The sequence below is a fragment of the Tepidimonas sp. genome, assembly GCF_046292505.1.
Taxonomy (GTDB): Bacteria; Pseudomonadota; Gammaproteobacteria; order Burkholderiales; family Burkholderiaceae_C; genus Tepidimonas.
On the sequence record NZ_JBKBQX010000066.1, the window covers coordinates 1 to 1,835 of the forward strand.

A 1,835-nucleotide genomic window follows, 5' to 3' on the forward strand; every position below is an offset into this window, starting at 1 on the left:
CGTGACCGGGATAGAGCGTCCGTACAACATCGGCGTGTTGACCACGGATATGGTCGTGGCGGATGTCGATGTCAAGAACAACAAGCCGGGCTTGGAAAACTACTACGGAATGGGCGGCCATTTCGATACGCTGGTAATCCGCACGCCGACAGGCGGTTATCATTGCTACTTCAACGGGCCGGATAGCTCCCTCGCGCCGCTGGCTGACGGGTTGGACATCCGCTCGCATAATGGCTACGTCGTTGGCCCCGGCTCCGTGATCAACGGCCGGGCCTATGAAGTCTTCCGCGACCAGGAGATGGCTTGGGTTCCGGCAGGCATCGAGGAGCGCTTGCGCCAGCCCGGCCGCCGCGTCGACCGGGACTACATCGGCATCGACCTGGACAGCCCCACGGGCATAGAGACCGCCAAGGTCTGGCTGCGCGAGAGCGCGCCGGAGGCCAGCGCTGGCGGCCGGAACCCTATCGTCTATCAGGTTGCTTGCACGCTGGTACGCGACTACGCGCTGACGGTCGAGACGGCCTACCAGCTAATGCTATCTTGGAACGAGATGAAGGTACATCCGCCCTACGAAGCGGAACGGCTGTGGTCGACCATCGAACACGCCGAAGACTACGGCACCGGCGATCTGGGAACCAAACTTCCAGAACAGACGTTCGGCACGGTCAGCGTACCGGAAGCCGTGATCCCGCAGCTTATCCCGCAGGGCGGCAGCTTCGGCAACGCGCGCTCGCTGGCCAGCATCCCGCCGCGACCCTGGCTGATCAAGCGGCTCCTCATGCGCGGACAGATTACCCTCATGCCAGCGGCCGGTTCGTCCGGCAAGTCGTCGCTCGCGTTGACCATCGCGGCGCATGGCGCTGTCGGCAAGGGCTTCGGCCCGTACGAGATAGCCGCCCCGTTCAAGAGCGTGGTCTACAACGCCGAGGACGACTTAGACGAACAGTCACGCCGTCTATACGCCATCTGTCAGGAATACAAACTCGACTTCGAGCGCGTCAAGGAAGGCGTGTTGCTCCTCAGTTCCGACGATCTGCTGTTGACCGTCGCGTATTCATCTGGCAATCAGGTTGTTACCTACGACCAGCACGTACAGGCTATTGTCAATCTCGCTTCGGACCCGGACGTTGGATTGCTGGTCCTCGATCCGCTGGTAGAGATACACAACTGCGACGAACAGGACAACGGGGAAATGCGTCAGGTAATGGGCGTGCTGCGCCGCATAACCAAGGATGCCAACGTAGCTGGGCTGATCCCGCACCATACCAACAAGCAGTCCGGTTCGTTCGGACAGAACCGTGCTGGCAATCCTGACACAGCGCGCGGTGCCGGTGCCATTATCAACAGCGCTCGTATTGCTGTCACTCTGTTCAACGCGTCGGATGAAGACCGGCGCGTGTATGGCATAACCGAGGACGAGAAGCATCTGTACGCCCGTCTCGACGACGCCAAGATGAACCTGTCTCTGGCATCCAGTCGCAGCGTGTGGTTCAAAAAGACCAGCGTTCGCCTGTACAACGGCGACGATGTCGGCGTCATGAAGTTCCACCACATGAATACGAACGAAGACACGCAACGCCGTTTCATCGCGGAAGTCTGCGCGGGCGAAATCATGCGCCAGCAATCCGGCTCTATCAGCGTCAAGCAAGCGACACTCGCCCTGCAACTGGCTGATAGCCTGTATGAAAAGATGACAGAGGCGTCGCTACGCACGACGGTCGAGAAAGCCTTACGCGGTGAAGGCGTCGCGGTCGACCATCGTGCGGGCCGACCTCGTCCACCGACACGCGGTTGGCGCGCGCCAGCGACGAGACCTCGTCGGCCACCACCACGTC

General features: G+C 61.0%; 1 protein-coding gene. It reads left to right on the plus strand.

Annotation, left to right across the window (positions count from 1 at the left end; genetic code table 11):
• Positions 1–1,835, plus strand: a 1,835-nt coding sequence (locus ACK4TH_RS11595) for an AAA family ATPase (RefSeq protein WP_409626639.1), incomplete at both ends; no start/stop codon positions are given.